At 43.5% G+C, this 5,300-nt stretch carries 5 protein-coding genes; 2 read left to right on the top strand and 3 right to left on the bottom strand.

The genetic code is table 11. The annotated features are described in order from the left end of the window. Positions 1–338 precede the first annotated feature (338 nt). From groL to Phpb_RS18610, 3 genes are all read right to left on the bottom strand, one after another. Complete coding sequence (gene groL / locus Phpb_RS18620) at positions 339–1,985, bottom strand: chaperonin GroEL (RefSeq protein ID WP_065391658.1); 1,647 nt, start codon at positions 1,983–1,985, stop codon at positions 339–341. Between the two features lie 49 nt (positions 1,986–2,034). Then, entirely contained in the window at positions 2,035–2,328 is a 294-nt protein-coding gene (locus Phpb_RS18615) for a co-chaperone GroES (RefSeq protein WP_036809429.1), read from the bottom strand. Between the two features lie 197 nt (positions 2,329–2,525). Continuing rightward, positions 2,526–3,014 (bottom strand): FxsA family protein, encoded by a 489-nt coding sequence (locus tag Phpb_RS18610; RefSeq protein WP_065391657.1) that lies wholly within the window; start codon positions 3,012–3,014, stop codon positions 2,526–2,528. A 376-nt stretch (positions 3,015–3,390) separates the two neighbouring features. Between Phpb_RS18610 and aspA the strand changes: the two genes are divergently transcribed. Both aspA and Phpb_RS27025 read left to right on the top strand, forming a co-directional pair. Further along, positions 3,391–4,815: an aspartate ammonia-lyase gene (gene aspA / locus Phpb_RS18605; RefSeq protein ID WP_065391656.1), complete on the top strand. Its 1,425-nt coding sequence runs from the start codon at positions 3,391–3,393 to the stop codon at positions 4,813–4,815. 140 nt (positions 4,816–4,955) lie between these two features. Further along, positions 4,956–5,300, top strand: a 345-nt coding sequence (locus Phpb_RS27025) for an anaerobic C4-dicarboxylate transporter family protein (protein ID WP_276204282.1), incomplete at its 3' end; no start/stop codon positions are given.

Here is a 5,300-nt window from a genome sequence, read left to right as displayed (position 1 = left end):
GAAGGAGAAGGAGAAGGAGAAGGAGAAGGAGAAGGAGAAGGAGAAGGAGAAGGAGAAGGAGAAGGAGAAGGAGAAGGAGAAGGAGAAGAGAACGTTATAGCAAGAGCAACATCATTGGGAGCAACATCACTTCAACGTACATTTTTCATAAATATTACGGAAATACAGGCTTTCATCCCTATCTGAAATCAGACCCGGAGACCGATATCCAAGCTTGAACCTCAGCCCGAATATCGGATTTTTTTAAATGCTATTTTAGCGGGGTGGAAATATTCACCACGATATTAATCGGTGACCACAATGGACGTAACCCGCTCGGCTAGCGACCTACGCGGCTATTACATCATACCGCCCATACCGCCCATGCCACCCATACCGCCTGCTGCACCTAAATCAGCTTTATCATCTTTAGGCAGATCAGTGATCATACATTCAGTGGTGATCATCAGACCAGCGATAGATGCTGCAAATTGTAGTGCAGAACGGGTCACTTTGGTTGGATCCAGAATACCCATTGCGATCATATCGCCATACTGTTCAGTCGTTGCGTTATAACCGTAGTTACCTTCACCTGCTTTCACGCTGTTGGCGATAACAGATGGCTCTTCACCTGAGTTGTCAACGATCTGACGTAGAGGAGCTTCCATCGCGCGCATTGCAACACGGATACCTACGTTTTGATCTTCGTTATCACCTTTCAGACCAGCAATAGCAGCCGCAACACGAACCAGTGCAACACCACCACCAGCTACCACGCCTTCTTCTACTGCTGCGCGAGTTGCATGCAGAGCATCGTCAACGCGAGCGCGTTTTTCTTTCATCTCAACTTCTGTCGCAGCACCAACTTTAATAACCGCAACACCGCCAGCCAGTTTAGCTACACGCTCTTGCAGTTTTTCACGGTCATAATCAGAAGTAGACTCTTTGATCTGCTGATTGATCTGAGAAACACGGCCTGCAATTGCAACTTCTTCACCAACGCCATCAATAATGGTGGTGGTATCTTTGTTGATAACGATACGTTTCGCCTGACCCAAATCTTCCAGAGTTGCTTTTTCCAACTCCAGACCAATCTCTTCAGAAATAACATTACCGTTAGTCAAGACAGCGATATCTTGCAGCATAGCTTTACGGCGGTCACCGAAGCCAGGCGCTTTAACCGCAGCAACTTTAACGATGCCACGCATGGTGTTAACAACCAGAGTAGCCAGTGCTTCACCTTCAACATCTTCCGCAATAATCAGCAAAGGCTTGCTTGCTTTAGCTACACCTTCCAGAACTGGCAACAGTTCACGGATGTTGGAGATTTTTTTATCTACCAGAAGAATATATGGGTTTTCTAATTCAACAGAACCGTTTTCTGGTTTGTTGATGAAATAAGGAGAGAGGTAACCACGGTCGAACTGCATACCTTCAACGACATCCAGCTCGTCTTCCAGGCCAGTACCTTCTTCAACGGTGATTACACCTTCTTTACCGACTTTATCCATCGCTTCTGCGATCAATTTACCCACAGTTTCGTCGGAATTCGCGGAGATAGTGCCTACCTGAGCAATAGAGGTGGAATCTGAGCAAGGTACGGACAGCTTTTTCAATTCTGCCACGGCTGCAACCACGGCTTTGTCAATACCGCGTTTCAGATCCATTGGGTTCATACCAGCGGCTACGGCCTTCAGACCTTCAGTAACAATAGACTGAGCCAATACAGTTGCAGTCGTTGTACCGTCGCCCGCAGCATCATTCGCTTTAGAGGCGACTTCTTTCACCATCTGAGCACCCATGTTTTCGAACTTGTCTTCTAGTTCAATTTCACGAGCTACGGAAACGCCGTCTTTAGTGATTGCAGGAGCGCCGAAAGATTTATCCAGCACAACGTTACGACCTTTAGGACCCAGGGTTACTTTTACTGCATCAGCAAGAATATTCACACCACGTAGCATCTTAACGCGAGCGTCGCTACCAAATTTTACGTCTTTAGCTGCCATTGTTTCTTTCCTTTAAATTCGTTCAGTTAAGAAGATCTAAGCGCAACAATTACGCTTCAACAATTGCCAGAATGTCGCTTTCAGACATGATCAACACTTCTTCGTTGTCGATCTTCTCTGACTTAACACCGTAACCATCGTTAAAAATAACGATATCTCCAACTTTCACACACAGTGCTTTTACATCACCGTTTTCAAGGATGCGGCCATTGCCCACAGCCAGAACTTCGCCACGAGTGGATTTACCCGCGGCAGTGCCAGTCAGCACAATACCGCCAGCAGATTTTGATTCAACTTCTTTACGCTTGACGATTACACGATCATGCAATGGACGAATATTCATTGATAGCTCTCCTATAAGAAAGTCCATATCAGGTAAGAGGATTGATACCAGTATGTTTTCATTAAACTAGTATCATAATAAATTAAATGGGGACTTATTTATGATACTTCAAGGGCAGGCAAAAAAATATTTTACTTTTTTCTTGCCCACAGAAAAAAAACGATGATTAAACTAAACATTCAGAAAATTACCGCTTATCAATGAGGCTTATGCTCGTCATCATCGGGTTTACTATCCTTCAATGTACGGGAGGGGTCATCCTGCTTACGCTCGTATTCACCCTCGAAAGTATTACTATCTCGTCTAAACCCACCGCTATTATGAGGACGATAGAAATTGATATGTGGCATCAGTTTCATCACTAATGTTTTTTGAACCGCTGGCAGTAACAACAGCAATCCAAGGAAATCCGTAAAAAAGCCGGGAAGGACTAACAGGAAACCCGCCAGTAAAAGAGAAACGCTTTTTATCATTTCTGCTGCCGGGCTCTCGCCATTAACCAGCTTCTGCTGAATCTGGAGAAAATTCTTTATGCCCTGACTACGTACTAAAGAGATACCGACACAAGAAGTAAACAACACCAGTAACAGAGTTAACAGCACACCTAGTTCAGAGGCGACACGCACAAATAAGGCTGACTCGATGTAGACAAGCAAAAATATCAGGATAAATGGCAACCAACGCACTTGGTGCTCCTTCAATTGATTTGGATGAACGGGTTGTATCCTGAATAAATCATATCAACAAAATCCAAGGGACAACCAAATTAATATTTTTTAGTTTATTAAAGATATAATTGGGGTCACAGTTATCGTTTTCAATCCTCTGAAAATTTTGCTAATCAGACACTCAATTGTGATAAATATCACATATATCAAATCAGACTAAACAAATACCACTATAAAGTGATCCAGATTCAATGCATTTATTGCTAACCAGCATATGATCACGCCGGCAATCCGGTGATAAAAAGTTCATATCATAACTATTGCTGTTGGCAACATAATGATTTAATGAACGCATAATTAGACAGTAAAAACGTCATCTAATAAGAAGGTTCTCATGTCAAACAACATTCGTATCGAAGAAGACCTGTTAGGTAAACGAGAAGTCCCTGCTGAAGCCTATTATGGTATTCACACCTTACGTGCGATTGAAAACTTCCATATCAGTAACAACACCATTAATGATGTACCCGAATTTATCCGTGGCATGGTGATGGTAAAAAAAGCCGCAGCCTTAGCTAACAAAGAACTGCAAACTATTCCTAAAAAGATTGCAGACATCATCATCAAAGCATGTGACGAAGTGCTCCATACCGGCAAATGCATGGATCAGTTTCCGGTCGATGTGTTTCAGGGCGGCGCCGGTACTTCACTCAACATGAATACCAATGAGGTTCTGGCAAACATTGGTCTGGAACTGCTAGGCCATAAAAAAGGCGAATATGAGTACCTGAATCCCAATGACCATTTGAATAAAAGTCAATCAACTAACGACGCCTATCCAACCGGTTTCCGTATCGCAGTTTATAACTCCATCCTGAAACTGATCGAGTCTATTGAACTGTTAATTAAGGGCTTCGATAAAAAAGCCAGAGAATTCAGCGACATCCTAAAAATGGGTCGTACCCAGTTACAGGATGCTGTTCCTATGACACTGGGGCAGGAATTCAACGCATTCTCTATCCTACTGAAAGAAGAAGTTAAAAACCTAAACCGAACCTCTGAATTACTGCTGGAAGTTAACCTTGGCGCTACTGCTATCGGCACCCGCTTGAATACAGCGCCAGGTTATCAGAAATTGGCGGTTGAAAAATTGGCTGAAGTTTCAGGTCTACCTTGCATACCAGCCGAAGATCTGATTGAAGCAACCTCTGACTGTGGGGCTTATGTTATGGTCCACGGTGCTCTGAAGCGCCTGGCTGTCAAACTGTCTAAAATCTGCAATGACCTGCGTTTGCTCTCTTCAGGCCCTCGTGCTGGCCTGAATGAAATCAACCTACCAGAATTACAGGCAGGCTCTTCTATTATGCCGGCAAAAGTGAACCCGGTTATTCCAGAAGTTGTGAATCAGGTTTGCTTCAAAGTTATTGGTAACGATATTTGTGTTACTATGGCATCCGAAGCAGGCCAGTTACAGCTCAATGTAATGGAACCTGCTATTGGTCAAGCTATGTTTGAATCTATCTCCCTGCTAAGCAACGCTTGCTGCAACCTGGTAGAAAAATGCGTTAATGGCATCACGGCTAACAAGGAAGTTTGCGAAAACTTCGTATTCAACTCGATCGGTATTGTCACCTATCTGAACCCATTCATCGGTCACCACAATGGTGATATCGTTGGTAAGATTTGTGCCGAAACGGGTAAGAGTGTTCGTGAAGTCGTGCTGGAACGAGGCTTACTGACCGAATCTCAATTGGATGACATTTTCTCTGTAGAGAACTTAAAATGCCCATCTTATAAGGCAAAACGTTTTGACGATTAAGTTGTTGAATATAATAAAAAATAGCTCTTAGCAATAAGGCACGCGACTCCAACTGGATAGCGTGCCTTTTTACTTCCCTACATGCACAAAGTATTAACCTAAAATTTTCAAATTTTTAATTATTTCAAGGAGTCACTATTATGTTAGCCGTAGAATTGATTATTGTTCTGCTGGCCATCTTCCTGGGTGCAAGATTAGGGGGAATTGGCATTGGATTCGCCGGTGGTCTTGGCGTTCTCGTGCTGGCTGTAATTGGCGTTAAACCAGGGCATATCCCATTTGATGTTATTTCTATCATTATGGCGGTTATCGCCGCTATCTCTGCAATGCAGGTTGCCGGTGGTCTGGACTATCTGGTTCAGCAAACGGAAAAACTGCTGCGTAAAAATCCAAAATACATCACGATACTCGCACCTATCGTTACCTATTTCCTGACACTGTTCGCAGGTACTGGTAACATCTCTCTGTCAGCACTGCCTGTTATT

This window comes from Photorhabdus namnaonensis, assembly GCF_001684335.1.
Lineage (GTDB): Bacteria > Pseudomonadota > Gammaproteobacteria > Enterobacterales > Enterobacteriaceae > Photorhabdus > Photorhabdus namnaonensis.
Note: the sequence above shows the minus strand (reverse complement) of the source record. Positions and strands in the feature narration are given on the sequence as shown.

What these genes read in the sequence shown, in the direction of transcription:
- aspA (WP_065391656.1), top strand. Translation starts at nt 3,391, where the DNA reads ATGTCAAACAACATTCGTATCGAAGAAGACCTGTTAGGTAAACGAGAA.
- Phpb_RS18615 (WP_036809429.1), bottom strand. Translation starts at nt 2,328, where the DNA reads ATGAATATTCGTCCATTGCATGATCGTGTAATCGTCAAGCGTAAAGAA.
- groL (WP_065391658.1), bottom strand. Translation starts at nt 1,985, where the DNA reads ATGGCAGCTAAAGACGTAAAATTTGGTAGCGACGCTCGCGTTAAGATG.